Genomic DNA, 26,358 nt, shown 5'->3' with positions numbered 1-26,358 from the left:
TCTTGCGGTTGAATTCGAGGGCTTCATCCGGCGGTTCGAAAGGTGAAGTTGATCCGTTGTTCACCCAGGCGTGGGTGATGGCCGTCCTTGATCGGCAGCACGCCGTGATAACGCAAACGATCGACGCCACCCCAGACCACGATATCGCCATGCAGCAACGGTACACGCTGGCTTTTATCGCTTCGTTCAAACCCGCCGAACAGGAACATGGCCGGCAATCCCAATGACACCGACACGATCGGTGCGGCGTAGGAACCTTCGTTCTTGTCTTGGTGCAATGACATCTTGGCCCCGGGGACATAGCGGTTGATCAGGCAGGAGTCAGGGACAAACCCGGCAAATCCCGCTTCCCGTGCCGCCGCTTGTGCCAGTTCGAAAAACACGTCGGGCATCTCGGGCCAGGGGCGTCCGGTCTGTGGGTGATTGCGCGTATACCGGTAGCCGCTGCGGTCGGTGGTCCAGCCCCAGGTGCCGCAACTGCTCAAGGCCACCGACATGGTAAAGCCGCCGGGCGTGACCATCTGTCGAAACGGAGCGGCCGCCAGAACCGCTTCAAGTGCTGGCAACAATCGATCGAGCCGGGGCAGGGCAAAGCCGCGCAAGACGAAGGACTGTTCACCGATCTGCTCACGTCTGGGCTCCTGCTCGGGTTCGGCATCGGCAAAAAGATCGAAAGTGGTCGGGCTCATGGGGTCATAACGCATCGTGAAAGATGATTCCAAGGGTATGCCGTTTTCCGCTGTGCAGGCGACTTACGCCGTGACGCATGGTCACTCGGTAATAGCCGCGAACGCCTTTGACCGGTCGCTGGCTCACGGCAAAGATCAGACCATCGCCTTTCTTCAGGCGGATCACCTGCGGGCGTGACTGCATCCGCGGGCGTTGTTCGGTTAGCACAAACTCGCCGCCGGTAAAGTCTTCGTCCGGTTCCGACAGAAGAATCGCCACCTGCAGCGGGAACACGTGTTCGCCGTACAGATCCTGATGCAAACAGTTGTAGTCCTGCGGGCCGTATTGCAGCAATAACGGAGTCGGGCGTTCCTGACCGGCGGCATGGCAGCGTTGCAGAAATGCTTCGTGGGTTGCGGGGAAACGGGTCGGCAAGTCCATGCATTCATACCAGCGGTTGGCGATCGGCACCAGTCGAGGGTAGAGCGCACTGCGCAAGCGGGCGACTGTGTCCGGCAAGGGGTAGTTGAAATACTTGTACTCGCCACGGCCAAAACCGTGTCGCGCCATGATCACTTGAGAGCGGAAGGGCGCTGACTGGGTATAGAGCGCACTGACGTCATTGCACGCCTGCGCACTCAATAGCGACTTGATGACAGCGCAGCCATCCTGATCGATTTGTTGCCCCAGGGCTGCCCAGTCCAGCGCATCGAAGGTTTGCTCGCTCATCGCTGAGCCTCGCGATCCAGCAACTGCCGTTTGCGCTCCAGTCCCCAGCGATAACCGCCGAGGCTGCCGTCCTGGCGCAGCACCCGATGGCAAGGCACGATAACGGCCACCGGGTTGGCCCCACAGGCATTCGCTACCGCCCGGGAAGCGCTGGGCTGACCCAGACGCTGGGCGATATCACGGTAGCTGGCGGTTTCACCGACGGGGATTTTCCGCAGGACTTCCCAGACTCGCCGTTGAAATACGCTGCCGCTCAGGTGCAGTGGGAGATCGAGTGCGGTGTGTGGGTTTTCGAGGTGGCGCAGGGTTTGCTCCAGGGCCGGCATCAAACCTTCATCGCGCTGCGGCGGTGGCGGGCCAGGGAAGCGCCGCGCCAGATCGCGTTCGAGCGTGATCAAGTCTTCACCGAGCAGCAACGCGCACAGGCCCTCGGCGCTGAACGCCAGCAACAAGACGCCTAGGCTGGAAGTGCCGCTGATGTAGCGAATCGGGGAGGTAGACATGTTCTGACTCCTTAACCAAAGGTCGAGGTGGCCAGTTTAAGGGGCGCCAAGGGAGTGAACACTCCGGCGCTTGCGGTCGAATTCAAGACGGGCGCGGAGCATGACGTCCTTGTTGTCGCTCCGGGTGCCGGGTCGCGTTACAGTGCTTTGCTGACGGCAATGTCGCTGATGACGTCGTCGCTCGAACCATGAATGGCGTCCAGCGCAGCTTTGGCTTCTTCTTCAGTGCCTTTTTCGAGCTGGGCAAATTCGAAGCGGCGTTCGCCGTTGAGTTTGTATTTGATGACGTACTTGGTCGTTTGGGCCACGGTCATACCTGCTTTTATTCGTGTGGGAGCGTCACTCAGCTCAGTTTCGTGCTGGAGCGACGGATGATCTTGATCGAGTGCGTCAGGGTCGGTTTGCGGGTCACGCTGATCGGACGGCGGTTGACCGTATCGATGGTGATGTTCCAGAAACCGGTGCTCGGTGCAGTAATCCGGGCCGGGAAAGTATCGAACGCACCGCCGTGGTAAGTGTGACGGCCGCCGTTCTTGAAGCTGCGGAAGTTGGCGTCGTTCATCAAGCGGATGTTGCATGTTTGGGAGCACTGGATGACGACGATGTCGTCTTCGTTGAGGTGCTCGCGCTGGTGGATAAATTTCATGAGGCGCCTCCAGAAGGGCTTTTTCTACAAAATCAAAACGATAGCATGGGCGATTGGCGCAGTTTATCAGCCCGAACAGGTTATTATCCGGTCGTCGAGGTTCGCTTTGACAATTAAAAACAGTTATTCGGAATTCTATGAGCGATAAACGCAGCGAGCCTCGGAGAAAATCAGCATTTGTGCTGTCGGAGGGTCTTTATCGGAGGTTTTGTATGAAGTGGGGTGTGTTGGCCTTGCCGTTGGCATTGGTGATGAGTGGCTGTGCGAATGTCTCGGAGATTAATGAGACGTTGCCTACCATGAACGTGATCTCAGGCAAAAGGCCCAATGAATACGCGCAATGCCTGGTCGAAAAACTGGCCGACAGTCGTGGCGCCCTGCAACTGGAGTCAACCAAGGACGGGATGCGCGTCATCGTGCCGGCGAAATTTTCATCGGCCCCGGCAGCCGTGTTCGACATCGAAGACCGTTCGGGTGGCAGTGGTATAAAGCTGCATGAGCGTATGTCCAATGTGCCGGTGCGTCCTAAAGACGTGCAGAAAGCCGCCAACGCTTGCATTTCCGGCTGATAGACTAGCCACCGTTCACACCGATGCCGTCAAAGTCATGCTTTGGCGGCATTGTCTTTTCTGGAGTCGAGCATGAAGCGAGAGCAGGTACAGGAACGCCATGCAGAGGGACTGATCTCTGCCACCCACGTCATTCAAAATCCCGCGAACCCGGGGGAATGGATCGTGTTTTTCAAGAAGAGCGCCGGGCGCAGCTATTTTCTGGTGGATGATAACGATGAGGTCGAGTCGTTTGCCCGTCTCGACGATTTGATCGAGACCGTGCGTGGTCTCGGAATCAAATTTGCGGAAATTCACATGTAGGGCAGGGCGCCCTACTTGCAGACCACCACGACACTGCGGTTCTTGAAGTTGCCGACATCGACCCCCAGGGTTTTGTCGCTTTCCTTGGTGGAAGGCGATCCGTCGGTGCCGACGATCCGGTAGCCGGTCCCCGCGCAAGAGGCATCGGCTTTTTCATAGCACGTGGCCCAGGAGTTGGCTTCGCCGGAGCAGTCGATTGCCAGGCCTTGCTCTCCGTTGTTCAGGTACATTTTCTCGGAAGTGGCGCAGCCGCTCAGGGCCAGGATTGCAATCAGGGGCAAAAATTTAGTCATGTCGTTGTCGTCGTCAGGATGATGGGGCTAAGCCTGTGACAGCGCAGGCAGCAAAAGGTTATAGCGAATGGCCACTTGTTTGTACCTGGCCACAAAAAAGCCCTGCTCAATGGCAGGGCTCTGCGAGTGCCGCAGGATATCAGTCCTGACTCTTGCCGCGTCGCTTCGGCGCGGGGTGGGTGTAGTCGAACACCGACGCCACTTCAATCGCCATCGCTTCGCTGGGTAACGGCCCGGAAACATCTTCGCCATTGGCGGCGGTAATGCGCCACTGGCCATCTTTTCCTTTGTCGACCGTGTACCCGTTGATGATTTTCGCTGCGGTCATCTATCTGTCTCGTTCACTGGTTCAAAGTCGCCATGATACCGGCAAATGCTCGCATTGGGGGACGATAAGCGTATGGTGGTCGAGTTTGTCGGCCTCTTTGAGCTACGCTGATTTGACCGCGTGAAAATGCGGATTGAACTATCCGCGGGAATATTTCTCTATGATGGCATTGGTTAGCCAGCGCGGGGCATTGTAAGGTGCACGCCGCCTGATTAGACTGCGCCGAAACTCGTACACACAGCCCTTTCAAGGACTTATATGATCAAGAAATGCTTGTTCCCAGCAGCCGGTTACGGTACTCGCTTCCTGCCAGCGACTAAAGCCATGCCCAAAGAAATGCTGCCGGTGGTAAACAAGCCACTGATCCAGTACGGCGTCGAAGAAGCACTGGACGCTGGTTTGACTGAAATCTCCATCGTCACCGGTCGTGGCAAACGCGCCCTGGAAGACCACTTCGACATCAGCTACGAGCTGGAAAACCAGATCAAGGGCACCGACAAAGAGAAGTACCTGGTCGGCATCCGCAAGCTGCTCGACAACTGCTCGTTCTCCTACACCCGCCAGACCGAAATGAAAGGCCTGGGCCACGCGATTCTGACCGGTCGCCCACTGATCGGCGACGAACCGTTCGCCGTGGTGCTGGCGGATGACTTGTGCGTCAACCTCGAAGGCGACGGCGTACTGACCCAGATGGTCAAGCTGTACAAGCAGTTCCGCTGCTCGATCGTTGCCATCCAGGAAGTCGACCCGCAAGAAACTCACAAGTACGGCGTGATTGCCGGTGAGATGATCCGCGATGACATCTACCGTGTTCACAGCATGGTCGAGAAGCCAAAGCCTGAAGATGCACCGTCGAACCTGGCGATCATCGGTCGTTACATCCTGACGCCGGACATCTTCGACCTGATCGAACAAACCGAGCCAGGCAAGGGTGGTGAAATCCAGATCACCGACGCCCTGATGAAGCAAGCCCAGAACGGCTGCGTCATGGCTTACAAGTTCAAAGGCAAGCGTTTCGACTGCGGTGGCGCTGAAGGCTACATCGACGCGACCAACTTCTGCTTCGAGAACTTCTACAAGACTGGCAAGGCTTACTGATAGCGCTTGACCTGCTTGTATTGAAAAGCCACCTTCGGGTGGCTTTTTCATTTGCCGCCCCCCGATATCGCTTGCAGCGCTTGCCCAACGGACGTCTGCGGGTATGCTGGTTGCCTGCCGAGGAGATTGAAAATGGCCTACGATTTTGACCTTTATGTGATTGGCGCCGGTTCCGGCGGTGTACGGGCTGCGCGTTTCGCTGCCGGTTTTGGTGCGAAAGTGGCGGTGGCTGAAAGTCGTTACCTGGGTGGTACGTGCGTGAACGTCGGCTGCGTGCCGAAGAAACTGCTGGTCTACGGCGCGCACTTCGCCGAAGACTTCGAGCAGTCTTCGGGCTTTGGCTGGACGTTGGGTGAAGCGAAGTTTGACTGGGCGACGCTGATCGCCAACAAGGATCGCGAGATCAATCGCCTGAATGGCATTTACCGCAACTTGCTGGTCAACAGCGGTGTGACCTTGCATGAAGGCCACGCCAAAATCGTCGACCCGAACACCGTCGAAATCAATGGCGAGCGTCACACCGCTAAAAACATCCTGATTGCGACCGGTGGCTGGCCGCAGATCCCGGAGATTCCGGGGCATGAACACGCGATCAGTTCCAACCAGGCGTTCTTCCTCAAAGAGTTGCCCAAGCGCGTTCTGGTGGTGGGCGGCGGTTACATCGCTGTCGAATTCGCCGGGATCTTCCACGGGCTGGGCGCCGACACTACGTTGTTGTATCGCGGCGAGCTGTTCCTGCGCGGCTTCGACGGTGCGGTACGCAAGCATTTGCAGGAGGAGCTGACCAAGCGCGGCCTGAACCTGCAATTCAACGCCGACATCGAGCGCATCGATAAACAGTCCGATGGCAGCCTGAAGGTGACGCTCAAGGATGGTCGCGAACTGGAAGCGGATTGTGTGTTCTACGCCACCGGTCGCCGGCCGATGCTCGACAACCTCGGGCTGGAAAATACCGGTGTCAAACTCGACAAGAAAGGTTTCATCGCGGTCGATGATCAGTATCAGACTGCGGAGCCGTCGATTCTGGCGCTTGGCGATGTGATCGGCCGTGTCCAGCTGACCCCCGTCGCTTTGGCTGAGGGCATGGCCGTGGCGCGTCGCTTGTTCAAGCCTGAGCAATATCGTCCGGTGGATTACAAGATGATCCCGACCGCCGTGTTCAGCCTGCCAAACATTGGCACTGTCGGCTTGAGCGAGGAAGATGCGCGCGAAGCTGGCCACGAGGTGCAGATTTTCGAAAGCCGTTTCCGGCCGATGAAGCTGACCCTGACCGAGTGCCAGGAGCGCACGCTGATGAAGTTGGTGGTCGATGCCAAGACCGATAAGGTTTTGGGTTGCCACATGGTCGGGCCGGATGCCGGTGAGATCGTTCAGGGCTTGGCGATTGCCTTGAAGGCTGGTGCGACCAAGCGCGATTTCGACGAAACCATCGGCGTGCATCCTACTGCCGCCGAAGAGTTCGTCACCATGCGCACGCCGGTTGCCGGTTAATCGCTCTTTTCACTCTCTGATGCGTCTGGCGCTGTTGCAATGACAGCGGCCAGGCGCAGGCTTTCGTCGAGGCTCGCCTGAGTCTTGAGCAAATCGATTTCCAGCGCTTTGTTTATCTGCGACTGCTCGTCGACGCTTTGCTTGAGCGACTGACTTTCCAACAGCGCGGCACGCAAGCGTTCCTGGAGGAGGGTGCGCTCACTGTCGATGCGGTTGACCTGCTCCAGCAGTTGATCCTGGCGGCTGTGGGTGTGTTTGAGTTGCTCCTGTAGCAGCCCAAGTTCGCGTAGCGTTCCACGGTTCTCAGTGAGCAGGCGCTCGTTGTCGCGGTGCAATTGAGTGATTTCGTCCTGACGCACCAATGCGCTTTGCTGGGCCTGGCGCAATTCCATCTGAATCTGTTGCAACTGGCCTTCGTGGCGGCTCTGTTCCTGCTCGCGCTGTTCCTTGATGGCGTTGCGGTAGTGTTCCAGTGCATCGCGTGCGTGCAGGTGCTTTTCTTCCAGTGAGCGGATCTGCACATCCTTGTCTTGCAAGCGTAAATCGAAATCGGCCAGTGCCTGGTTCAATCCGGCGTTGCGGGTTTGCTCGGTCTGCAGCATGGCGCGGGTTTCGTGCAGCGCTTCGGATTCTTGAGTCAGGGCCAGGCTTTGAATTTCGTATTGCTGGTGCAGTTCAGTGTTGGCTTGCCGGGCTTCAGTCAGCTGGATTTCCAGTTCCTTCCGTTGCTGATCGAACTGCGTGCGTGCCTGGTCGATGGGCTCTTGCGCCTGCTCCTTGAGGCGCTGCGCCAGACGCGCGACCAAGCCTGCGAGCTCATCATCGATGGGTTCAGAGGGAGTTTCGGCGCGCTCGCTGCCATCGTCCAGCTCCTTCAAATAGCGGTGAATGGTGGTTTTTGAGCCGGTATTGCCCATCTCGATCCGTACTGCATCGATGCTGGGGTTTTCGCCACGGGCAAGGATTGCCAAACGTGCCGCCTGCACCACCGCTTTGTTTACGCCGCCACGAGCCATTTCTTCTCCTACGATTTCGTACTGTGGTACATGCCACTAAAGTACGCAGTGTACCATCATCAACAAAAAGATAAAAAATGTAAGTTGTTGAGGCGGGATATACTGGTATTACCCCGCGTGATACGCCGTGTTACACGTTTTACTTCACCAAAGCGGTACATTTTCGAGAGATAAGCCCATGACCGATCTGGATCGCTACCTGCAAGCCGCCACCCGCGACAACACGCGTCGCAGCTACCGGGCGGCCGTCGAGCATTTCGAAGTCAGTTGGGGTGGTTTCCTGCCTGCGACGAGCGACAGCGTCGCGCGCTATCTGGTGGCCCATGCGGGCGTGCTGTCGATCAATACGTTGAAGTTGCGTTTGTCAGCGCTGGCGCAGTGGCATAACAGCCAGGGATTCGCCGACCCCACCAAGTCGCCGGTGGTGCGCAAGGTCTTCAAGGGCATACGGGCGCTGCACCCGGCCCAGGAGAAACAGGCCGAGCCATTGCAGCTTCAGCATTTGGAGCAAGTGGTGGCATGGCTGGAACAGGAGGCGAAAACCGCCAGGGCGCAAAACGATCAGCCAGGATTGCTTCGCGCCAAACGTGACACCGCGCTGATCTTGCTGGGCTTCTGGCGTGGCTTTCGCAGTGATGAATTGTGCCGCGTACAAATCGAACACGTGCAGGCGATCGCCAGTTCAGGCATCACCCTCTACCTGCCGCGCAGCAAGAGTGATCGCGAAAACCTCGGCAAGACGTACCAGACCCCGGCCCTGCAGCGCCTCTGCCCAGTCAACGCCTACATTCAATGGATCACGGAAGCTGCGCTGGTCCGCGGGCCGGTGTTTCGCGGAATCGACCGCTGGGGTCACTTGAGCGAGGAGGGCTTGCACGCCAACAGCGTGATCCCTTTGTTGCGCCAGGCCTTGGAGCGTGCCGGCATTTCGGCGGACCACTACACCAGCCATTCCCTGCGCCGCGGCTTTGCCAGTTGGGCCCATCAGAGTGGTTGGGATCTGAAATCGTTGATGAGTTATGTGGGTTGGAAGGATGTGAAGTCAGCCATGCGCTATGTTGAAGTCAGCCCGTTTCTCGGGATGGCCCGAGTCGCTGAAAAGCCATTGGTGAGCTAGATACCGTTTTCTTCTATTAATACTGTCCGCTAATAGCGAAAACCAATCAGCAGCATGAGCTTTGCCAATGAGCCAGGCGGCGATCGAGTGGGTAGGATTCACCCCATCAACTTCTCAACCAAACTTTTCAACCCTGACGGAGAGTCATCGATGCCTATCATCAACAGCCAAGTTAAACCGTTCAAAGCTGACGCCTTCAAAAATGGCGACTTCGTAAAAGTGTCGGACGCTGACCTGAAAGGCAAGTGGTCTGTCGTGTTCTTCTACCCAGCCGACTTCACCTTCGTTTGCCCGACCGAACTGGAAGACCTGGCTGACAACTACGACGCGTTCCAGAAACTGGGCGTCGAGATCTACAGCGTTTCCACCGACACCCATTTTGCCCACGCTGCCTGGCACAACACTTCGCCAGCCATCGGCAAAATCCAGTACACCATGATCGGCGACCCGACTCACGCTATCTCCCGCAACTTCGACGTGCTGATCGAAGACGCTGGCCTGGCTGACCGTGGCACCTTCGTGATCAACCCTGAAGGCCAGATCAAAATCGTTGAACTGAACGATGGCGGCGTTGGCCGTGACGCTTCCGAGCTGCTGCGCAAAATCAAGGCTGCCCAGTACGTCGCTGCTCACCCAGGCCAGGTTTGCCCAGCCAAGTGGAAAGAAGGCGAGGCCACTCTGGCTCCGTCCCTGGACCTGGTCGGCAAGATCTAAGTCTGTGAAAGCACTATCAGGGCGGGTTTCCGCACCTCAGTAAGCTGCAACCGCCCTCAAAAACGCCCGGGCGAGATTCGCTCGGGCGTTTTTTTTCGTCTCAAGTAAAAGGAAATCGCCCGTATGTTGGACGCCAATCTTAAAGCCCAGTTGAAATCGTACCTGGAACGGGTCACCCAGCCGATCGAGATCATTGCTTCCCTCGACGACGGTGCGAAATCCCAGGAAATGCTCGAACTCCTGAAAGACGTTGCCAGTCTTTCCAGCCAGATTACGTTGTTAGATAACGGTGACGATGCACGCAAGCCATCGTTCTCGATCAATCGCCCGGGTGCCGATATCAGCCTGCGTTTTGCCGGCATCCCGATGGGCCATGAATTCACTTCGTTGGTATTGGCCTTGCTGCAAGTGGGCGGTCACCCTTCGAAGGCCAGTGTCGAAGTGATCGAACAGATCCGTTCGCTCAAAGGCGAGTTCAGCTTCGAGACCTACTTCTCGCTGTCCTGCCAGAACTGCCCGGACGTGGTCCAGGCGCTGAACCTGATGGCGGTACTGAACCCGAACATCCGCCACGTCGCCATCGACGGCGCGTTGTTCCAGGCCGAAGTCGATGATCGTCAGATCATGGCCGTGCCAAGCATTTACCTCAACGGCGTGAACTTCGGCCAGGGCCGCATGGGTCTGGAAGAAATCCTCGCCAAGATCGACACCAGCGGCATCGAGCGCCAGGCCGAGAAAATCAGCGCCAAGGAAGCCTTTGACGTATTGGTCGTCGGCGGTGGCCCGGCCGGTGCTTCGGCAGCGATCTACGCTGCTCGTAAAGGCATTCGCACCGGTGTGGCGGCTGAGCGTTTTGGTGGACAGGTGCTCGACACCATGGCCATCGAGAACTTCATCTCCGTGCAGGAAACCGAAGGCCCGAAACTGGCAGTAGCGCTGGAAGAACACGTCAAGCAATACGACGTCGACATCATGAACCTGCAACGTGCCGACAAACTGGTGCCGGGCAAGAACGGTGAGTTGCACGAGGTCCATTTCGCCAGTGGCGCGACCCTGAAAGCCAGGACCGTGATCCTCGCGACCGGTGCGCGGTGGCGTGAAATGAACGTCCCGGGCGAGCAGCAATACCGCAACAAAGGCGTGGCGTACTGCCCGCACTGCGACGGTCCGCTGTTCAAAGGCAAGCGCGTGGCGGTGATTGGCGGCGGTAACTCCGGCGTCGAAGCGGCCATCGATCTGGCGGGCATCGTGTCTCATGTCACGTTGCTGGAGTTCGATGTACAACTGCGCGCTGACGCGGTCTTGCAACGCAAGTTGCACAGCCTGCCGAACGTCACCGTGATCACCAGTGCGCAAACCACTGAAGTGTTGGGCGACGGTCAGAAGGTCAATGGCCTGCGTTACAAGGATCGTCAGTCTGACGAGCTGCGTAACGTAGAGCTGGAAGGGATCTTCGTGCAGATCGGTTTGCTGCCCAACACCGATTGGCTCAAAGGCACCATCGAGCTGTCGCCTCGCGGCGAGATCATCGTCGATGCCCGTGGTGAAACGTCGATGCCGGGCGTGTTTGCTGCCGGTGACGTCACCACCGTGCCGTACAAGCAGATCGTGATTGCAGTGGGCGAGGGCGCCAAGGCTTCGCTGAGCGCATTCGATCACCTGATCCGCACCTCCGCGCCGGCTTAAACACCAACGCTGAAACACAAAACCCCATGAGCGATCATGGGGTTTTTGTGTGCGTGATACTGATCGTTCCCAAGCTCTGCGTGGTAACGCCTACCGGGCTGAATTCCACGCAGAGCGTGGGAGCGATCAGTGGCAGCGAATTTTTTACATCGGTGCCGGTTGGATGATCTCGACCCAGTACGCATCCGGGTCTTTGATAAAGGCCAGGCTCTTCATGCGCCCGTCGTTCAGGCGTTTCTGGAAATCGCAGCCCAGCGCTTCGAAACGTTCGCACGCCGCACGGATGTCCGGCACGGAGATGCAGATATGGCCGAAGCCGCGCGGGTCGGTGTTGCCGTTGTGGTAGGCGAAATCCGCATCGTTCTCGGTGCCGTGGTTGTGGGTCAGTTCGAGAATGCCAGGGATCGATTTCATCCATTCGGTACGGGCGGCGGCGTCAGCCGGAATCTGGTTTTTATCAACCAGCGCCAGGAAATACAGACTGAACTCGGCTTCCGGGAAGTCGCGTTTTTCCACCAGCGAAAAACCCAGGATGCGCGTGTAAAAATCCAGGGACTTGGTGATGTCCTTGACCCGTAGCATGGTGTGGTTGAAGACGAACTTCTGGGTGGCGGTGTCAGGTTGAGCGGTCACGCCGGGGAAAGTGTTCAATTCGTGCAGGCTCATGGGCCCTCCGGAAAATAAGTGGGGCTAACGAATGGCGACAATGATACGCAAGGGCTGGGACATCACCAAACGCTAAGAGTCTGCTATTGCCTGACGGACGGGTGAGGCTCAGACTTTACGGTTCAATCCGTGAGTGCTCATTGCAATGATCCGATTCTGTAAATCGACGTGGGTCCTGATTTTCCTGTTGTCAGGTGTCGCCAGCGCTCAAGCGGATGCACCGGTGGTGACCTGGCCGAAGGGCTGGGAGGTGGAAGCCGTTCCGCAAGATGATGCCAAACCAGGGGTTTCCCGACAGCGCGCGGTGAAAGTCGACCAAGGCGGCACGCCGGTAATGGTGATGGAATTGACCATGACTCAAGTAGAAAGCGGTCATCAGGTCAATCTTGAGGGTGTGCTGCTGGAAATGCGCAAGTCGGTGCAGAAGGACTTCTTTCAAGGCGGCTATCAAAGTGTCTGCAACAAAATTCACCCGGCGACCTTGAGCCGCTTATCGGGATTGGAAACTACCTGCACGATTACGCAGAATGGTCGACATGTGCTGTCGCAAACATTGGTCGCGGCGGTGGATGCCGATAAGGCCTATGTTCTTTCCTACGCGGGGCAGGCTGAGGCTTATAAGGCAAGTGAGGATGAAATTGCGGCGGCTCGTAACAGCTTGAAACTTTAGTTGCGGGTTTGCGTGACTGCAGATTTCAGCGCGATCTGAAATCTTTAGATACCCAAACGGATTAAGCATAAAGTTTAGTCGGCAAGTAGCGAGTTGAACGACTCCCTTCGTTGCATTGAGAGGCCGGCCATAAAAAAAGCCCTGCATTGGCAGGGCTTGTTTATCACCGCGAGTGCTTAGCCCCGCAGCCAGGAATCTACGGTGGCGGCACCGTATTGTTCCTTCCAGGCTTTCAGGCCACGGTGGTTGCCGCCCTTGGTTTCAATCAGCTCACCGGTATGCGGGTTGTGATAAACCTTGACCACACGGGCGCGACGGGTTTTAGGGGCTGCTGCCTGCAGACCGGATTTTGCCGGGTTCGGATCGAGGATGGCGATGATGTCGCGCAGGCTTTTGCCGTAGGTTTTCATCAGCCCCTGGAGCTTTTCTTCGAATTCGATTTCTTTCTTGAGCCCGGCATCATTCTTCAGCGATTCCAGCTGCTTGAGCTGTTCTTGAAGGGCCTTCTCAGCGGCACGAAATTCAGCGAGTCTGGACAAATTCATTACTCCAATAGTGTGTTTGGCTGATACCAACCGCAAACAAAGCTATAAGCCAAGAGCCTTGAAGCGACTCGGTGATAGTGGCTCACCTGCCAATCTTGCGCAGGCATGAAAAATTGTAGTAGTTAATTGGCCAAGAGTAAATCCTGTCTTTTTCTTCATGTAACTACAGTAGTCTTTTGATTCAATTTGGTGCGCTGCTTCGTTTCCTCGTCGCTTAAACCGCAGGTTAATGGTGCCTTAATGCATTAATGAATTCGGCTCCTGGCATCGGTCGACCGAACAAATAACCTTGCAGAAAGTTCACGCCGTGTGCGGCCAGATAGTCACTTTGCTCCTCGGTTTCCACGCCTTCGGCGACGATGCCCAGATCAAGCTTGGCCGACAATTCGATAATGCTGTCCAGAATGTGCCGGGAAAGCGCGTCAACGCCGATCATCGCGACAAAACTCTGATCGATTTTCAGAAAGTCCACATTGAACTGACGCAGATAACCGAGGCTTGAGTGACCTGTGCCAAAGTCATCGATAGCGATCATTACGCCCAAGGTGCGAAGCTGCTCGAACAGCAGGTGCGTAATGGCCGTTGGTTCAATCAGTTCGCGCTCGGTCAATTCCAGCACCAGGTGGATGGCCCCTGGTGCGAAGGCACTGAGAAACTCCCGGCAGTCTTCGACCAGGTCCAAGTCCTTGCAATGACTGGCGGTGATGTTGATGCCAATGTGAAATGGCCCATCGAACGAAGCAGCGGCAGGCGCCAACAGCGCCGCGGTGTGTCGCATCAACGAGCGGGTCATTGGCACGATCAACCCGGAATGCTCGGCAAAAGGAATGAACAGGTCCGGGCGTACCAGGCCTTCCTTCGGGTGATTCCAGCGCATCAACACTTCGGCGCCGGACCAGGTTTTGGTATCGCCATGCACCACGGGCTGAAAGTACGGAACAAACTCACCGGCCTCCAGCGCACGCTGCATTTCATGGCTGGGGGACGACGAGCGTTTTTGCAGGACATGTCCGATTGCGCCCGAGACCACGCCGAAGAAGATCAGCAAACTGAACAGCGGTGGGTACTCGCTGTTCATGTAGCGCCAGGTTTCACCCTCGGGGAAACCGGCTGCGACCGTAAAGCCATAACGCGTGGACGTCAGTTTGCTTTCGGCTACGGGCGGGACGGGAAGGGCGACATCGTGAACCTTGCCGTCGGCGGATATCCAGTTGGGACCGACTTGCAGCAACAGGATCGTCTTGCGACCAATCATGCGCAGCACGTTGCTCAGGTGATAACCGTCCAGCGTACTTAAAGCTCCCTGTTTTCCTTCGCCCAGTCGATACACCAGTATCGCAGTGTCAGGCGTGACCAGGTTGCCTTTCATCAGTAGCAACCGGCCTTTGGAGTAGTCGCCGGCACTGAGCTTTTCGTGGTAGTCACCGAACAAAGAACTGCAATAAATGCTGTCGTCCCACACCAGATTCGTCGCGCGCACGAATGGACCGCGGGTGACCTGTTCACGCAGGGCCAATTTGACGTCTTTGCAGCTTTGGCCGGCCAGCGGCAGCAGTTCTCGTGCCGCCTGGGCGTTACGGTCGAGCATCAGTTCGAATTGGCGGATGGCTTCTTCGGCCGTCAGCTCGGTGCTCTGCTTGAGCGCACGCTCGGCCTGCATATAGAGAATGACAACCCCCAATAGCACCGGGAGTACCCCGCTCAAAACGGTTACAGCCATTCGTTTGCCGCGTTTGTGGGTCTTGGCGTTCAGTGGCATTCACAAAGCCTGTGACGAAGGGATACGGCTCTCAAATGCAGGGAGGACAACGGCACGCCTCCCCAAAAAGAGTTCAGGTAGTGGGCATGATAGATGGCCGTCGGTATTTATGCCGGTCAACGATAGTCAAGGTTTGTAGCCATTTGGATAAACGCCAGCGTTGCGGGCGACGACTGACGCTGGTCGAGCACCGCCAGACCTACCTGCCGATTGACGGATGGAGACAGCGGTTTTTTCACGTAGCGGCTGTCGTTGTCGTCGGGCAACGAACCTTCGGCGACCACGGTCACGGCATCGCCTCGGCCTACGGTGTCGAGGGTGCTGAGCAGCTGCGAGCAGCGATAACGGATGTTCGGTGTCAGCCGGGCAGCCGTGAACAGCCGTGAAACCAGCTCCGAAGACCCGGCTTCGGTCAGCACGAACGGGTCGTGACACAAGTCGCTCAAACTCAGGCTGTCGCGACCGGTCAGCGGGTGATCGGAGGGCAGCAGCGCGACCATCCGGTCTTCGATCAGCCTGAAGGTATCGAAGCGATCTTCGGGCAGCACCACGAAACCGATATCGATTCGTCGTTCTTCCAGCCACTGGATAATCTGCCGGTCCGGACCTTCGTCGATGTGCACTTCGATACCGGGGTGAGCGGCGCGGTAGTGCGCCAGGATCTGTGGCAGCAGTTTGATCGATGAGGTGGGGCCGAACGAGCCGATGCGCAGGGTGCCGCGCTTCATCCCGCGAGCGTCGGCGGCTTCCTGGCGCAAGGTGTCGGCCAACCCGAGCATGGCCCGGGCGCGCGACAAGAGCTGTAGACCGATGTCGCTCGGCTCGACTTGGGACTGGTGGCGCCGGAACAACTCGACCCCCAATTCCTGTTCCAGCGACTTCAAGGCATGCGACACCGCCGATTGGGAGATCCCCAGCCGATTGGCCGCCGCCGTGAACCCGCGCAGTTCGGCGACCAGCGAAAAAATCTCGAGTTGTGTCAGGGTCATGAGTCTTTACTCATTTTACGATGATCATGCATTAGTCAAATGATACGTCATCTTCCCTGACTGAAGTCCTTGCACCTCATGAATGCTTACGCGCAAACAACCTCATCGGATGTGCCGGTTTATTTGAAACTCGCCGCCGTCACCATGATCTGGGGCGGGACGTTCGTGGCTGGCCGGTTTCTCGCGGACAGCCTCAGCCCATTGTTCGCCGCCAGCCTCAGATTCCTCCTGGCCAGCGTGGCATTGCTGCTGTTTTTGCTGCTGGCCCGCGTACCACTGGCGAAGCCGAGCCCCGGGCAGTGGCTGCAACTGGCGCTGCTGGGGTTCTTCGGCATCTTCTTCTACAACCTGTGCTTCTTTTATGGACTGCATTACATCAATGCATCGCGTGCGTCATTGATTGTGGCGCTGAATCCCGCCGTGATCGGACTGGCGTCGTGGCTGCTGTTCAAGGAGCGCTTGAGTCGGGCGAAGGTTATCGGGATCGCGATCTGTATCGCCGGGGCGAGTCTGGTGATCGTCAGTCGCAACCCGCAGTTACTGGTCGACAACGCCGACGCGTGGATCGGTGACCTGCTGATTTTCGGCTGCGTGCTCGGCTGGGGGATTTACTCGCTGTTCTCCAAAGAACTGAACCACTCGCTGGGGCCGGTGCAGACGGTGGCGTATTCGATTCTGCTCGGCACCCTGATGCTGTGGGTGGCAAGTGCGATACGGGGTGAACTGAGTGTCAGCGCGCTCATGAGCCTCGGTCCGCAGCAATGGATGAGCCTGATGTACCTGGGTGTATTGGGCTCGGCGCTGGCCTACATCGGCTATTACGATGGCATTCGCCAAATCGGCGCGACACGTTCGGGGGTGTTCATTGCCCTGAATCCGCTGACGGCGGTGATCCTCGGCGCGTTACTGTTGGGCGAGCAGTTGACGCTGGTGATGTGCCTGGGAGGCGGGCTGATTCTCACGGGGATTTTCCTGTGCAACAAACCCCTTGCGCGAGCAGGGAAAAAGGGGATTTGATACAGAAGGCGGACAAACCTATTTACGCTGTGTAGAATCGGGTTACGCATACAATAATAATCGTCTTCTGCCAGCAGAAGCCTCGCCCGCATCAGCCTTGGGTCGACAATGAAAAGTTTTGGGTTTCAATTGATCTACGGTGACTTCCTCGCCCGCAGCGTGCGGGGCATCTCCTGCGCGCCACCCGCCGGCTTCAGCATTCTTAGCAACTAACGTTCCGTTAATTCTAAAAAATGATGAGGCGCCAAAATGGCAGATTTATACGAAAACCCAATGGGCCTGATGGGCTTTGAGTTCATCGAGTTCGCATCGCCGACCCCGAACACCCTGGAGCCGATCTTCGAGATCATGGGCTTCACCAAGGTCGCGACCCACCGCTCCAAAGACGTGCACCTGTATCGCCAGGGCCAGATCAACCTGATCCTCAACAACGAACCGCACAGCGTTGCTTCGTACTTCGCGGCCGAGCACGGCCCATCGGTGTGCGGCATGGCGTTCCGCGTCAAGGATTCGCAACTGGCCTACAAGCGCGCGCTGGAAATCGGCGCCCAGCCGATCCACATCGAAACCGGGCCGATGGAACTGAACCTGCCGGCGATCAAAGGCATTGGCGGCGCGCCGCTGTACCTGATCGACCGTTTTGGTGAAGGCAGCTCGATCTACGACATCGACTTCGTGTTCATCGAAGGTGTTGACCGCAACCCGGTCGGCGCCGGTCTGAAAATCATCGATCACCTGACCCACAACGTGTATCGCGGTCGCATGGCGTATTGGGCCAACTTCTACGAGAAGCTGTTCAACTTCCGTGAGATCCGTTACTTCGACATCAAGGGCGAATACACCGGCCTGACCTCCAAGGCCATGACCGCGCCGGACGGCATGATCCGCATCCCGCTGAACGAAGAATCGTCCAAGGGCGCCGGGCAGATCGAAGAGTTCCTGATGCAGTTCAATGGTGAGGGCATTCAGCACGTGGCCTTCCTCAGCGATGACCTGATCAAGACCTGGGATCACCTGAAAAGCATCGGCATGCGCTTCATGACCGCGCCACCGGAAACCTACTACGAAATGCTCGAAGGCCGCCTGCCGAACCACGGTGAGCCGGTCGATCAGCTGCAATCGCGTGGGATCCTGCTGGACGGTTCGTCCGAGTCGGGCGACAAGCGTCTGTTGCTGCAGATTTTCTCGGAAACCCTGATGGGGCCGGTGTTCTTCGAATTCATCCAGCGTAAAGGCGACGACGGTTTCGGCGAAGGCAACTTCAAGGCACTGTTCGAATCGATCGAACGTGATCAGGTTCGCCGCGGTGTACTCGCCACCGATTAAGCCGCTTCACCGTTAAAACTGCAGGAGTGAGCCTGCTCGCGATAGTGTCGTCAAATTCAACATCATTGTTGACTGACAGATAGCTATCGCGGGCAGGCTCACTCCTGCATTTGGTTTTGTGTAGGGCTTAAGGTTTGCGATGCCGAACCAGGTGCTTGAACCCTTCAAACACCAGCACCACCACCGCCAGCCAGATCGGAATATAAGTCAACCATTCCCCGGGCTTGATGCTTTCCCCAAGCAGCAATGCAACGCCCAGCAGCAACACCGGTTCTACATAACTCAACAGCCCGAACAGACTGAACGGCAACAACCGGCTGGCGATGATGTAGACCACCAGCGCCGACGCGCTGATCACTCCGAGTATCGGGATTAGCAGCGACAACCACGGGTGTTGATCAAACACGCCGAAACCCTGTTCGCCACTCTGCACGAACCAGAACGCCACCGGCAGCGTCAACGCCATGTCCAGCCATAAACCGCCAAGGTTGTCGGCGGCCAGGCGCTTGCGCAGGATGAAATACAAGGGATAGCCGATGCAGACCAGCAAGGTTGCCCAGGAAAAACCACCGACCTGATACACCTCGTTGATCACCCCAAGGCAGGCCAGCACCACGGCGATTTTTTGCAGATACGAGAGGCGCTCGCCATAGGCGATCCGCCCGGTCAGGACCATGGTCAGCGGCAACAGGAAATAGCCGAGCGACACATCCAGGCTGTAGCCGTTGAGTGGCGCCCACATGAACAGCCAAAGCTGCACGCCGAGCAGGGCAGAGGAGGCGATCAGGCCGGCGATCAGTTTGCGATTCCCGGCGATACGCCGAAAAATCTCGACCACGCGTTTCCATTCGCCGGAAACCGTCATGAACACGGTCATGCACGGCACGGTCAGCAGCATGCGCCAGCCGAAAATCTCCACGCCGCTCAAGGGCGTGAGCAGCGAGGTGTAGTAATACATGACGGCAAACAGCACCGAGGCCGAGACCGATAAAGCGATACCTTTAGACAAACTGCCCTCGCGAGGTTGAACGTGAAACGGGCGCAGAGGATACGTGGTTTTCGCGTTCAGTATTGACCAACATCGATCGAGTGCGAGAGCGGCGCTTCGGTCCTAGCTCAGAAGGCGAATCGGCTCACCCGCCGACCACGCTTGAATGTCCTCGATCATTTGCGAAAAGAACTGATGGTAGTTCTGTTGGCTGACGTACCCGACATGCGGCGTTGCCAACACGTTGTCCAGCGTTCTGAACGGATGATTCACCGGCAATGGCTCGATGTCGAACACATCCAGTGCCGCCCCCGCGAGTCGATTCTTTTGCAAGGCCTTGATCAGCGCAGCCTCATCGACAATCGGTCCGCGGGCGGTGTTGACCAGCAGCGCCGAGGGTTTCATCCAGTCCAGCGCCTGGGCGTCGACCAATCCGCGGCTGCGATCACTGAGCACCAGATGAACCGACAGCACATCGGCCTGCTCGAACAGTTCCTGCTTGCTGACATAGGTCACGCCCACTTCAGCGGCACGTTCGGCCGTGAGGTTTTCGCTCCACGCGATCACCCGCATCCCGAACACCTGACCGAACTGCGCGACCCGTTGGCCGATGCTGCCAAGGCCGAGGATCGCCAGTGTCTTGCCGTGCAAGTCGCCGCCCAGGCCTTGCTGCCATTTCCCGGCGCGTAAGGCATTGGCTTCGGCCACGAGATTGCGGGTCGCGGCCATTATCAACGCCCAGGTCAGTTCTGGAGCGGCGTGTTTGTAGCTGTCGGTGCCACAGACCTGGATGCCCAGTGCCGCAGCGGCCTTGAGATCCAGCGCAGCATTACGCATACCACCGGTGACCAGCAGCTTGAGTGTCGGCAATTGGCGCAGAAGGTCTTCATCGAAGCGGGTGCGTTCGCGCATTACGCAGATCACTTCGAATTTACCCAGACGCTCCGCCAGGGTTGCGTTGTCGGCGGGGTAATCATGGATAAAACTCACCTCGCCGAGGCTGTCCAGCACTGACCAGTCGACCACGTCACGGGCCACGTCCTGCCAATCATCGATCACCGCAATCTGCACCGCCATCAGCCTTACCTCATTAACGCACGGGATTGGTTTTGTTCAGCCAGTCGAGCAATGCCTGGTGGAATTGCGCCGGTTCTTCCATCTGTGGCGCGTGGCCCATGCCGGGGAATTCAACCAGTGTGGACTGGGGAATCAGTTTTGCCACTTGCTTGCCGAGCACGTCGTAATGACCGAGCCTGGCCTTGACCTCCGGGGAGGCAATGTCACTGCCGATGGCCGTGGTGTCGGACGTGCCGATCAGCAACAGCGTCGGCATCTTCAGGTCCTTGAACTCGTAGTACACCGGCTGGGTGAAGATCATGTCGTAGATCAACGCCGAGTTCCAGGCCACCTGTGTGTGCCCCGGGCCTTTGTTCAAGCCGGCAAGCATATCGACCCAGCGATCGAATTCAGGCTTCCAGCGGCCACCGTAATAGGTGTTGCGTTCATAGGTGCGGATGCCGTCGGCGCTGAGTTTGAGTTCGCGCTCGTACCACTGATCGACGGTGCGATAGGGCACGCCAAGGGCTTTCCAGTCTTCCAGGCCAATGGGATTGACCAGCGCCAGTTGCTCGACCTGATCGGGGTATTGCAACGCATAGCGTGTGGCGAGCATGCCGCCGGTGGAGTGCCCGAGCACGCTGGACTTCTGGATGCCAAGGGCTTTGAGCAGTTGCTGGGTATTGGTCGCCAGTTGCTGGAATGTGTATTGATAGTTGTCCGGTTTACTGGAGGTGCAGAAACCGATCTGGTCCGGCGCAATCACCCGGTAACCGGCTTCGCTCAGGGCTTTGATCGAGCTGTCCCAAGTGGCGCCGCAGAAGTTTTTGCCATGCATCAACACCACGCTGCGCCCGTTGGCCTTGCCGTGGGCGGCGACGTCCATGTAACCCATCTGCAAGGATTTGCCTTGGGACTCGAACGAGAAGTGCTTGACCGTATACGGGTACTCGAACCCTTGCAGTTCCGGCCCGTATTCCGGGCCTTCGGCGTGAGCCAGAACAGGCAGTGCAGCGGTCAGAAACAGGCCGGGCAGCCAACGGGAGAGGGGAAGGGACATGGGTGAACTCCATAGAAAACCCGCCGATGCTGGATCGGCATGATTAGGGCGACATTAAAGACAGGCAATCGCCGCCGCCGATCGTTCAACCGATCCAGCCGAGCGTGGCCAGGGCCAGCACGCCATAACGAGCACCTTTGGCGAGCGTCACGATCAGCAGGAACCGCCCAAGCGGCTCGCGCATGACGCCGGCCACCAACGTCAGCGGGTCACCGATGATTGGCACCCAACTCAGCAGCAATGACCAATGACCATAGCGTTGATAGTGTTTTCGGGCCTGTTCCAGATGGCGCGGGCTGACCGGAAACCAGCGCCGGTCGCGAAACCGCTCGATGCGACAGCCGAGCCACCAATTCACCACCGAACCGAGGACATTACCCAGCGTCGCGACGGCCAGCAGCAACCATAGCCAATACTGTTCGCTGAGCAACAGCCCCACGAGTAGCGCTTCGGACTGCAACGGCAGCAAGGTCGCGGCACCGAACGCCGCGAAGAACAGCCCGATGTAGGCGCCACCCATCAATGGGCCGGGTAGTCCGCCACCACCACATCAGTGCCGTCCTTTTTCAGGCCGATCACTTGATAGGCATCGCTCATGCCGTCCATTTCCATGCCCGGCGAACCCATAGGCATGCCCGGTGCCGCAACACCCAGCAGGTCATTGCGTTTGCTCAAGGCCAGGACTTGATCCGCAGGCACATGGCCTTCGACGAATTTGCCGTTGATCAGGCCGGTGTGGCAGGACGCCAGGCGTGGAGGCACGCCGTGCTGCTGCTTGAATTCGCTCATGTTGGATTCGACGTGGTCTTCAACCTTGAAGCCGTTGGCCTCGAGGTGGCTGATCCATTTTTTGCAGCAGCCGCAGTTGGCGTCACGGTGGACTTCGATCGGGACCAGGTCGGCGGCCTGGGCCATGGAGGAGATAAAAAGGGCGCTCAGGGCGACCAGACGCAGGTGGATTCGCATGGGGGATCTCGTCTCGGGTTGCGGCCAAAAAGATGCATTTTGACCATTTTTTGCCGGGAAGAGATACGAGGTTGTTTCGAAGTAATACAGGTACGCCAAGCTGTCGTGGCGAGGGGGCATGCCCCCTCGCCACAAAGATCCTCACCAGACCCAACTCCCCGGCCCAGGGAGCATGTGTAATTCAGCAGCGATCAACGAACCTTGAATCGCCCCATGATCGAGCTGACACGCGCGTTGGCTTGCAGCAGTTGTTGGGTATTAAGTTCGCTGGCCTGGCCGCTTTTCACCAGCTCATCCACCATGTGACGGATCTGCACCATGCTGCGGTTGATCTCTTCGGTCACCGCGCTTTGCTGCTCGGCGGCGGTGGCGATCTGCGTACTCAGGCTGTTGATGTGGCTGACCGAGCCGGCCATTTCATCCAGGCCCGTGTTGACCCGCGCCGTGGCGTCGGCGGCAGACTGGCAACTGGCCTGGGTATTTTCCATCGCAGTTACAGACGAACTCACGCCTTGGGTCAGGCGCTTGAGCATTTCATTGATTTGCGAAGTGCTGGCTTGCGTGCGGGCGGCGAGGGCGCGGACTTCATCGGCGACGACCGCGAAACCGCGACCTTGCTCACCGGCCCGGGCCGCTTCGATCGCGGCGTTGAGCGCCAGTAAGTTGGTCTGCCCGGCAATCGCGCCAATCACCCCGAGGATTTCGGTGATGCGTTGCGCGTCTTCCTGCATGCTTTCGACTTTATGGGTGGCGCTCGCCACTTCGTCGATCAAGGCGATCACGCTGCTGGACGCTTCACCGACCACGACCCGTGAACGATCGGCGTTCTCGTTGGCGCGCTGGGTGAAGGCCGCCGTTTCAGCGGCGTTCTGCGCGACGCTTTCGGCGGTCGAACTCATCTCGGTAATCGCCGTGACCGTCTGATCCGTTTCAGACGCATGGCGCACCAGAATCTGACTGGTGTGGGCGGAAGTCCGCTGCAGGTTGTCCAGGCTGGAGGCCATGGCACCGGTGGCCTGGGTGACTTCGCCGATCATGTTCTGCAAATAAATGATGAAGGCGTTGACCGAGTGCCCGATGGCGCCCAGTTCGTCTTCGGCGCGGATAGTGATGCGCTTGGTCAGGTCGGCATCGCCCGCGGACAGGGCGTCAATGTTGGCTTTGAGGATTTTCATCCGCTGGATCAGTTGGCGAATCGCATAGATCTGAAGCAACACCAGCAGAATCACCATCGGGATTTGCAGCAGGCTCAGTGTGCTGAGCACATCGTCACGCTGGGCGGTGATCAGCGTGGTCGGCAGGGCCGTGGCGAGGAACCACGGGGTGCCTTCGATCGGGCGCATGAAGAAGGTGTTGGCTTCACCGTTGTTGTCGAACTCGACCCGCTGCGACTGATCACGGTTTTGCAGGCCGGCCTTCACTTGACTGGCGAACGGCGAGTTGCCGGCCAGCTCACTGATGTTCTTCAGCACGATTGGCCCACTGATCCGCGAGCTGTTGCTGATGATCTTGCCGTCGGCTTCGACGATCAGCATTTCGGCGCCGAGGTCTTTTTCCTTGCGGGCGATCAAGTCATTGAAGAAGCCCAGCGTCACGTCGATAGTCGAGACGCCATACGCCGCGCCATTTTTCTGAATGGCCATGGCGCAGTTGGTCCGTGGCTCCGCGCTGGCGTCATCTTTATAGGCTGCGGCCCAGGCGCATTGGCCGCGCGGGGTTTGCATGCCGCCCTTGTACCAGGTCTGGTCGTAATAGTTGGGAGCGGCGTCACTGTTCCAGAACGTATTGACCGCCAGCTTGCCCGAGGCGTCGCGGTGCCAGAAGGTGCTGAATTTGTTACGTCCGGCCTCACGCTGGCCGGGTAACGGCCAGATACCGCCTCCGAACACTTTCAACTCGCCGTATTGATCGACCAGGCCTGGCAGCACCGTGTCGATGGCGGCGCTGTCGAGCAACGGAATGGTCTGGGTGATGCTGCGCTGTTGCGCCTGAACCTTGTTCAGTTCGCCCTGGATTTGCTCGGCCACTTCGGCGATGCGGTTGAGGGCCACCTGTTCTTCGGTGTGACGAAGCTTGGGGGCGACCAACTGGCTGATGCCGACCACCGTGAGGACGAATAACAGAAGGATGAACAGGACCAGAAACAGCGTGTAACGAGCCTGGATGGTGCGGAATGCGGGCATGGGACCGGTCCTTGTGCAGCGTTCTTATTGTGGTTTTCGGAATGAAAATCGGCGCTTCGAAGAGCTATCGGCTTGCAAGGGACGAGCTTTAGGTACGAGCGTGCTAGAAAGGGGCAGGGTGACGAGCGGTCAGGGGCCGGACAGTGTCGATGTTGATACAAATAAACTAACCAAGACGTACAAGAGGCTGATTAGTTGGCTAGACCTCTTTTGAAAAGAATGTGTAGACCAATGAAACAAGGCGCTTGGTGCTTTGTATCTAACATGTACAAAAATTGTAAAAACTGGAAAAAAGTTGTTGGTATGGCTAGTTGCCAGGCCGATACTCGGCGGCTCTAAAACTGGACTTAACAAGGAATTTTTTATGGTCACGCAGTCGGGAGTTCATTCATGACTATCGGCTACACAGGGGCCTGGACTCCCAAGGCAGGGTTGCTGGTTCAGGATACGGGCGGGGGCAAACCTGTCACCCACAGCGCCAGGGTCAAGCAGATGCTGGCACTGGTGGGGACCAATCCAAACGCGCTGAACACGGCGAAAATGGATGAGCAGAAAATCCATCGGAACGTGAAAGGCTTTGACCCGGAAAATGTCTCCGCCAAACAGCTGGGCAATCTCAGCGCCTTTTTGCGAGGCAAGGGATTGATCTCCGATATCACGTCGATGACGTTGATGAACGCCGGTGACAAATTCGACCGGTTTGGTATTCAGAAAGACCCGGATGCAAAATTCAATGCGCTGGAGTATTTCGCTACGCAACTGGACACCATCCAGAACAACAGCATCAAGGGCGACAGATACGCCGCCGGCCTGATTCCGGAATACAAGACGGCGATTTATGTGCTGCAGAACCTGCAGGCTTACGGCAAGGGCAACGGTACAACGGTGCCTGCTACCGACGGTGGCGTCAGATCCAAGGCTTGATGCTCGCAGTGCCGGCCCACTCAGACCGAATGGGCCTGGCGTTGGTTACCGATCAAGTAATTTCATGACTTCCTCTGGATAGCGCAAGCCTGCGGTGGCATTGGCCGGGAAAATCGCTTCCAGGGCGTGCAAGTCGTGGTCGCTGAGTTTCACCTCCAGTGCGCCAACGTTTTCTTCAAGGTATTTACGCTGTTTGGTCCCGGGAATCGGGATCAGGTAGTCACCTTGCGCCAGCACCCAGGCTAGCGCCAATTGGCCCGCCGTCACCCCTTTGTCGGCTGCCAAGGCTTGTACCTGCTGCACCAGCAACAGGTTTTTCGCGAAATTTTCCCCTTCAAATCGCGGGCTGAAGCGCCGGTAATCGTCGGCGGCAAAGTCATCCGGGCTTTTCAGTGCCCCCGTCAGAAAGCCACGACCCAATGGGCTGTAAGGGACGAACGCAATGCCCAGACGCTGGCACGCAGCCAGGCAACCGTTCTCTTCCTGGTCACGGCTCCACAGCGAATACTCACTTTGCAGGGCGCTGATCGGATGAACCTTGTGTGCCCGTTCCAGCGTGGCCACTGACGCCTCACTCAAGCCCAGATAACGCACCTTGCCGACTTTGACCAACTCGGCCATGGCGCCGACGGTTTCCTCAATGGCCACCTGGGGATCGATCCGGTGCTGGTAGTACAAATCCAGGGTTTCAACGCCCAGTCGTTTGAGCGTGCCGTCGATAGACGTGCGAATGTAGTCCGGTCGGCCGTTGACGCCCCGGGCGCCGGGATTGGACGGATCGCGGACAATGCCGAACTTGCTGGCCAGGAACACCTGCTCGCGTTTGCCGACGATGGCCTTGCCGATCAACTCTTCGTTGGTGTGCGGGCCGTACATGTCTGCGGTGTCGAGCAGGTTGATCCCCAACTCCAGCGCCCGATGCAGGGTGGCGGTGGCTTCACGGGTATCGACACCGGTCGTATAGAAATCGGTCATGCCCATGCAGCCCAAACCGATGGCAGAAACCTGTGGGCCGTTTTTGCCCAATTGACGTGTTTGCATGAAATG

The 26,358-nt window shown here is 57.8% G+C and carries 29 protein-coding genes and 2 pseudogenes; 11 read left to right on the top strand and 20 right to left on the bottom strand.

The window, feature by feature from the left end; genetic code table 11:
* Window positions 1-23 precede the first annotated feature (23 nt).
* The 5 genes from alkB to HP062_RS06360 form a co-directional block, all read right to left on the bottom strand.
* Entirely contained in the window at window positions 24-704 is a 681-nt protein-coding gene (gene alkB / locus HP062_RS06380; protein ID WP_172791090.1) for a DNA oxidative demethylase AlkB, read from the bottom strand.
* On the bottom strand, window positions 694-1,398 hold the full coding sequence (locus HP062_RS06375; RefSeq protein ID WP_010460729.1) for a 2OG-Fe(II) oxygenase: 705 nt from the start codon (window positions 1,396-1,398) through the stop codon (window positions 694-696). The genes alkB and HP062_RS06375 overlap by 11 nt, the downstream gene beginning before the upstream one ends.
* Complete coding sequence (locus HP062_RS06370; RefSeq protein ID WP_077747740.1) at window positions 1,395-1,901, bottom strand: methylated-DNA--[protein]-cysteine S-methyltransferase; 507 nt, start codon at window positions 1,899-1,901, stop codon at window positions 1,395-1,397. The genes HP062_RS06375 and HP062_RS06370 overlap by 4 nt, the downstream gene beginning before the upstream one ends.
* A gap of 137 nt (window positions 1,902-2,038) precedes the next feature.
* Complete coding sequence (locus HP062_RS06365; protein ID WP_010460725.1) at window positions 2,039-2,215, bottom strand: hypothetical protein; 177 nt, start codon at window positions 2,213-2,215, stop codon at window positions 2,039-2,041.
* Between the two features lie 29 nt (window positions 2,216-2,244).
* On the bottom strand, window positions 2,245-2,547 hold the full coding sequence (locus HP062_RS06360) for a DUF1883 domain-containing protein (protein WP_007946189.1): 303 nt from the start codon (window positions 2,545-2,547) through the stop codon (window positions 2,245-2,247).
* A 212-nt stretch (window positions 2,548-2,759) separates the two neighbouring features.
* Here HP062_RS06360 and HP062_RS06355 point away from each other — a divergent pair, with 212 nt between their 5' ends.
* A complete protein-coding gene (locus HP062_RS06355; protein WP_010460722.1) occupies window positions 2,760-3,116 on the top strand; it encodes a hypothetical protein in 357 nt (118 codons plus the stop codon).
* A gap of 72 nt (window positions 3,117-3,188) precedes the next feature.
* A complete protein-coding gene (locus HP062_RS06350; protein ID WP_010460721.1) occupies window positions 3,189-3,419 on the top strand; it encodes a hypothetical protein in 231 nt (76 codons plus the stop codon).
* A gap of 11 nt (window positions 3,420-3,430) precedes the next feature.
* On the opposite strand, the gene HP062_RS06345 is transcribed toward HP062_RS06350, so the two are convergent.
* Window positions 3,431-3,712: a hypothetical protein gene (locus tag HP062_RS06345; RefSeq protein ID WP_010460719.1), complete on the bottom strand. Its 282-nt coding sequence runs from the start codon at window positions 3,710-3,712 to the stop codon at window positions 3,431-3,433.
* A 139-nt stretch (window positions 3,713-3,851) separates the two neighbouring features.
* Complete coding sequence (locus HP062_RS06340; protein ID WP_172791089.1) at window positions 3,852-4,040, bottom strand: hypothetical protein; 189 nt, start codon at window positions 4,038-4,040, stop codon at window positions 3,852-3,854.
* A 258-nt stretch (window positions 4,041-4,298) separates the two neighbouring features.
* On the opposite strand from HP062_RS06340, the gene galU reads away from it, so the two are divergent.
* Window positions 4,299-5,138, top strand: a complete 840-nt coding sequence (galU, locus tag HP062_RS06335) for a UTP--glucose-1-phosphate uridylyltransferase GalU (RefSeq protein ID WP_010460715.1) — start codon at window positions 4,299-4,301, stop codon at window positions 5,136-5,138.
* 132 nt (window positions 5,139-5,270) lie between these two features.
* Window positions 5,271-6,629, top strand: a complete 1,359-nt coding sequence (gorA, locus tag HP062_RS06330) for a glutathione-disulfide reductase (RefSeq protein ID WP_077747742.1) — start codon at window positions 5,271-5,273, stop codon at window positions 6,627-6,629.
* On the opposite strand, the gene HP062_RS06325 is transcribed toward gorA, so the two are convergent.
* Entirely contained in the window at window positions 6,626-7,645 is a 1,020-nt protein-coding gene (locus HP062_RS06325) for a DNA-binding protein (protein ID WP_083376634.1), read from the bottom strand. The genes gorA and HP062_RS06325 overlap by 4 nt on opposite strands.
* A 178-nt stretch (window positions 7,646-7,823) precedes the next feature.
* On the opposite strand from HP062_RS06325, the gene HP062_RS06320 reads away from it, so the two are divergent.
* From HP062_RS06320 to ahpF, 3 genes are all read left to right on the top strand, one after another.
* Window positions 7,824-8,762, top strand: coding sequence for a site-specific integrase (locus HP062_RS06320; RefSeq protein ID WP_172791088.1), 939 nt, complete (start codon window positions 7,824-7,826; stop codon window positions 8,760-8,762).
* 150 nt (window positions 8,763-8,912) lie between these two features.
* Window positions 8,913-9,476 carry an alkyl hydroperoxide reductase subunit C gene (gene ahpC / locus HP062_RS06315; protein ID WP_010460707.1) on the top strand — a complete coding sequence of 188 codons (564 nt, stop codon included), beginning with the start codon at window positions 8,913-8,915 and terminating at the stop codon, window positions 9,474-9,476.
* 123 nt (window positions 9,477-9,599) lie between these two features.
* Window positions 9,600-11,162: an alkyl hydroperoxide reductase subunit F gene (gene ahpF / locus HP062_RS06310; protein WP_077747745.1), complete on the top strand. Its 1,563-nt coding sequence runs from the start codon at window positions 9,600-9,602 to the stop codon at window positions 11,160-11,162.
* Between the two features lie 144 nt (window positions 11,163-11,306).
* On the opposite strand, the gene gloA is transcribed toward ahpF, so the two are convergent.
* Entirely contained in the window at window positions 11,307-11,828 is a 522-nt protein-coding gene (gene gloA, locus HP062_RS06305) for a lactoylglutathione lyase (protein WP_010460703.1), read from the bottom strand.
* A 145-nt stretch (window positions 11,829-11,973) separates the two neighbouring features.
* Between gloA and HP062_RS06300 the strand changes: the two genes are divergently transcribed.
* Window positions 11,974-12,498 carry a DUF4946 domain-containing protein gene (locus tag HP062_RS06300; RefSeq protein ID WP_077747746.1) on the top strand — a complete coding sequence of 175 codons (525 nt, stop codon included), beginning with the start codon at window positions 11,974-11,976 and terminating at the stop codon, window positions 12,496-12,498.
* 176 nt (window positions 12,499-12,674) lie between these two features.
* Here the strand turns inward: HP062_RS06300 and HP062_RS06295 are convergent, their stop codons facing one another.
* From HP062_RS06295 to HP062_RS06285, 3 genes are all read right to left on the bottom strand, one after another.
* The gene (locus tag HP062_RS06295) at window positions 12,675-13,037 is read right to left on the bottom strand and encodes a histone-like nucleoid-structuring protein, MvaT/MvaU family (RefSeq protein WP_077747869.1); all 363 of its coding nucleotides are present in this window, start codon (window positions 13,035-13,037) and stop codon (window positions 12,675-12,677) included.
* Window positions 13,038-13,269: 232 nt separating this feature from the next.
* The gene (locus HP062_RS06290; RefSeq protein ID WP_172791087.1) at window positions 13,270-14,802 is read right to left on the bottom strand and encodes an EAL domain-containing protein; all 1,533 of its coding nucleotides are present in this window, start codon (window positions 14,800-14,802) and stop codon (window positions 13,270-13,272) included.
* A 116-nt stretch (window positions 14,803-14,918) separates the two neighbouring features.
* Window positions 14,919-15,791: a LysR family transcriptional regulator gene (locus HP062_RS06285; RefSeq protein WP_010460697.1), complete on the bottom strand. Its 873-nt coding sequence runs from the start codon at window positions 15,789-15,791 to the stop codon at window positions 14,919-14,921.
* 78 nt (window positions 15,792-15,869) lie between these two features.
* On the opposite strand from HP062_RS06285, the gene HP062_RS06280 reads away from it, so the two are divergent.
* Together HP062_RS06280 and hppD are read left to right on the top strand one after the other, a co-directional pair.
* A complete protein-coding gene (locus HP062_RS06280; protein WP_172791086.1) occupies window positions 15,870-16,808 on the top strand; it encodes a DMT family transporter in 939 nt (312 codons plus the stop codon).
* A 249-nt stretch (window positions 16,809-17,057) separates the two neighbouring features.
* A complete protein-coding gene (hppD, locus tag HP062_RS06275) occupies window positions 17,058-18,134 on the top strand; it encodes a 4-hydroxyphenylpyruvate dioxygenase (protein ID WP_010460695.1) in 1,077 nt (358 codons plus the stop codon).
* A 127-nt stretch (window positions 18,135-18,261) separates the two neighbouring features.
* Here the strand turns inward: hppD and rarD are convergent, their stop codons facing one another.
* The 7 genes and pseudogenes from rarD to HP062_RS31420 form a co-directional block, all read right to left on the bottom strand.
* The gene (gene rarD, locus HP062_RS06270; protein ID WP_172791085.1) at window positions 18,262-19,143 is read right to left on the bottom strand and encodes an EamA family transporter RarD; all 882 of its coding nucleotides are present in this window, start codon (window positions 19,141-19,143) and stop codon (window positions 18,262-18,264) included.
* Window positions 19,144-19,245: 102 nt separating this feature from the next.
* The gene (locus HP062_RS06265) at window positions 19,246-20,199 is read right to left on the bottom strand and encodes a D-2-hydroxyacid dehydrogenase family protein (protein ID WP_010460692.1); all 954 of its coding nucleotides are present in this window, start codon (window positions 20,197-20,199) and stop codon (window positions 19,246-19,248) included.
* 13 nt (window positions 20,200-20,212) lie between these two features.
* Window positions 20,213-21,238 (bottom strand): alpha/beta fold hydrolase, encoded by a 1,026-nt coding sequence (locus HP062_RS06260; RefSeq protein ID WP_010460690.1) that lies wholly within the window; start codon window positions 21,236-21,238, stop codon window positions 20,213-20,215.
* A gap of 85 nt (window positions 21,239-21,323) precedes the next feature.
* Entirely contained in the window at window positions 21,324-21,758 is a 435-nt protein-coding gene (locus tag HP062_RS06255; RefSeq protein ID WP_077747751.1) for a YqaA family protein, read from the bottom strand.
* Window positions 21,758-22,204, bottom strand: a complete 447-nt coding sequence (locus HP062_RS06250) for a DUF411 domain-containing protein (RefSeq protein ID WP_010460685.1) — start codon at window positions 22,202-22,204, stop codon at window positions 21,758-21,760. Before HP062_RS06250 ends, HP062_RS06255 begins: the two co-directional genes overlap by 1 nt.
* A 191-nt stretch (window positions 22,205-22,395) precedes the next feature.
* Window positions 22,396-22,920: pseudogene (locus HP062_RS31425) on the bottom strand (methyl-accepting chemotaxis protein); the annotation flags it as partial.
* 387 nt (window positions 22,921-23,307) lie between these two features.
* Window positions 23,308-24,387, bottom strand: a pseudogene (locus HP062_RS31420) (cache domain-containing protein); the annotation flags it as partial.
* 390 nt (window positions 24,388-24,777) lie between these two features.
* On the opposite strand from HP062_RS31420, the gene HP062_RS06240 reads away from it, so the two are divergent.
* Entirely contained in the window at window positions 24,778-25,311 is a 534-nt protein-coding gene (locus tag HP062_RS06240) for a hypothetical protein (RefSeq protein WP_010460681.1), read from the top strand.
* 45 nt (window positions 25,312-25,356) lie between these two features.
* Here the strand turns inward: HP062_RS06240 and HP062_RS06235 are convergent, their stop codons facing one another.
* Complete coding sequence (locus tag HP062_RS06235; RefSeq protein ID WP_077747752.1) at window positions 25,357-26,352, bottom strand: aldo/keto reductase; 996 nt, start codon at window positions 26,350-26,352, stop codon at window positions 25,357-25,359.
* Window positions 26,353-26,358 lie beyond the last annotated feature (6 nt).

Source organism: Pseudomonas sp. B14-6 (genome assembly GCF_013260315.1).
GTDB classification, from domain to species: domain Bacteria; phylum Pseudomonadota; class Gammaproteobacteria; order Pseudomonadales; family Pseudomonadaceae; genus Aquipseudomonas; species Aquipseudomonas mandelii.
The sequence above is the reverse complement of the archived record's forward strand: the minus strand, read 5'-3'. Positions and strand labels throughout refer to the sequence as shown.

Excerpts from the sequence above, each read along its gene's own strand:
- HP062_RS06365 (WP_010460725.1), bottom strand. The coding sequence starts at position 2,215 with ATGACCGTGGCCCAAACGACCAAGTACGTCATCAAATACAAACTCAAC.
- HP062_RS06350 (WP_010460721.1), top strand. The coding sequence starts at position 3,189 with ATGAAGCGAGAGCAGGTACAGGAACGCCATGCAGAGGGACTGATCTCT.
- HP062_RS06265 (WP_010460692.1), bottom strand. The coding sequence starts at position 20,199 with ATGGCGGTGCAGATTGCGGTGATCGATGATTGGCAGGACGTGGCCCGT.
- HP062_RS06235 (WP_077747752.1), bottom strand. The coding sequence starts at position 26,352 with ATGCAAACACGTCAATTGGGCAAAAACGGCCCACAGGTTTCTGCCATC.
- HP062_RS06345 (WP_010460719.1), bottom strand. The coding sequence starts at position 3,712 with ATGACTAAATTTTTGCCCCTGATTGCAATCCTGGCCCTGAGCGGCTGC.
- HP062_RS06255 (WP_077747751.1), bottom strand. The coding sequence starts at position 21,758 with ATGGGTGGCGCCTACATCGGGCTGTTCTTCGCGGCGTTCGGTGCCGCG.
- HP062_RS06340 (WP_172791089.1), bottom strand. The coding sequence starts at position 4,040 with ATGACCGCAGCGAAAATCATCAACGGGTACACGGTCGACAAAGGAAAA.
- HP062_RS06280 (WP_172791086.1), top strand. The coding sequence starts at position 15,870 with ATGAATGCTTACGCGCAAACAACCTCATCGGATGTGCCGGTTTATTTG.
- HP062_RS06290 (WP_172791087.1), bottom strand. The coding sequence starts at position 14,802 with ATGCCACTGAACGCCAAGACCCACAAACGCGGCAAACGAATGGCTGTA.
- HP062_RS06370 (WP_077747740.1), bottom strand. The coding sequence starts at position 1,901 with ATGTCTACCTCCCCGATTCGCTACATCAGCGGCACTTCCAGCCTAGGC.
- gorA (WP_077747742.1), top strand. The coding sequence starts at position 5,271 with ATGGCCTACGATTTTGACCTTTATGTGATTGGCGCCGGTTCCGGCGGT.
- galU (WP_010460715.1), top strand. The coding sequence starts at position 4,299 with ATGATCAAGAAATGCTTGTTCCCAGCAGCCGGTTACGGTACTCGCTTC.
- ahpC (WP_010460707.1), top strand. The coding sequence starts at position 8,913 with ATGCCTATCATCAACAGCCAAGTTAAACCGTTCAAAGCTGACGCCTTC.
- HP062_RS06325 (WP_083376634.1), bottom strand. The coding sequence starts at position 7,645 with ATGGCTCGTGGCGGCGTAAACAAAGCGGTGGTGCAGGCGGCACGTTTG.
- HP062_RS06240 (WP_010460681.1), top strand. The coding sequence starts at position 24,778 with ATGACTATCGGCTACACAGGGGCCTGGACTCCCAAGGCAGGGTTGCTG.
- HP062_RS06250 (WP_010460685.1), bottom strand. The coding sequence starts at position 22,204 with ATGCGAATCCACCTGCGTCTGGTCGCCCTGAGCGCCCTTTTTATCTCC.
- HP062_RS06320 (WP_172791088.1), top strand. The coding sequence starts at position 7,824 with ATGACCGATCTGGATCGCTACCTGCAAGCCGCCACCCGCGACAACACG.
- ahpF (WP_077747745.1), top strand. The coding sequence starts at position 9,600 with ATGTTGGACGCCAATCTTAAAGCCCAGTTGAAATCGTACCTGGAACGG.
- hppD (WP_010460695.1), top strand. The coding sequence starts at position 17,058 with ATGGCAGATTTATACGAAAACCCAATGGGCCTGATGGGCTTTGAGTTC.
- HP062_RS06355 (WP_010460722.1), top strand. The coding sequence starts at position 2,760 with ATGAAGTGGGGTGTGTTGGCCTTGCCGTTGGCATTGGTGATGAGTGGC.
- HP062_RS06285 (WP_010460697.1), bottom strand. The coding sequence starts at position 15,791 with ATGACCCTGACACAACTCGAGATTTTTTCGCTGGTCGCCGAACTGCGC.
- HP062_RS06375 (WP_010460729.1), bottom strand. The coding sequence starts at position 1,398 with ATGAGCGAGCAAACCTTCGATGCGCTGGACTGGGCAGCCCTGGGGCAA.
- HP062_RS06300 (WP_077747746.1), top strand. The coding sequence starts at position 11,974 with ATGATCCGATTCTGTAAATCGACGTGGGTCCTGATTTTCCTGTTGTCA.
- HP062_RS06360 (WP_007946189.1), bottom strand. The coding sequence starts at position 2,547 with ATGAAATTTATCCACCAGCGCGAGCACCTCAACGAAGACGACATCGTC.
- gloA (WP_010460703.1), bottom strand. The coding sequence starts at position 11,828 with ATGAGCCTGCACGAATTGAACACTTTCCCCGGCGTGACCGCTCAACCT.
- alkB (WP_172791090.1), bottom strand. The coding sequence starts at position 704 with ATGCGTTATGACCCCATGAGCCCGACCACTTTCGATCTTTTTGCCGAT.
- HP062_RS06260 (WP_010460690.1), bottom strand. The coding sequence starts at position 21,238 with ATGTCCCTTCCCCTCTCCCGTTGGCTGCCCGGCCTGTTTCTGACCGCT.